Consider the following 287-nt stretch of genomic DNA (forward strand, 5'->3'; position numbering starts at 1 on the left):
CCGTTGGCCAGAAAGCCACTCATCCGAGCGTAGGCGTCTGCCGCGGCCGACTCGCTCTCCCCGGCGACCTCGTCAATTTCGATCGCGCCGAACAGCAACGTGTCGTTGGCCGACCAGCGCACGCCCCCGCGCCTGCCGTGCTGCACCGGGCTGGCGCCCTGCCAGATCTCGACCAGCGGCGGGCCCTGTTCGGCCAGCGGCACCTGCAGCCAGCGCGGGTCGTCGCAGGGCGCGGCAGTGGTTGAGAAGCCGAACACGGCCAGCGAGCGCGGGTCGGCCAGGGCGGC

At 72.8% G+C, this 287-nt stretch carries 1 pseudogene; it reads right to left on the reverse strand.

Features of this window, described 5'->3' with window-relative positions:
* A pseudogene (locus tag ACQG3P_RS19350) lies at positions 1–287 on the reverse strand (pteridine-dependent deoxygenase); the annotation flags it as partial.

The organism is Stenotrophomonas sp. SrG (assembly GCF_050031795.1).
In the GTDB taxonomy this organism is placed as follows: Bacteria; Pseudomonadota; Gammaproteobacteria; order Xanthomonadales; family Xanthomonadaceae; genus Stenotrophomonas; species Stenotrophomonas rhizophila_A.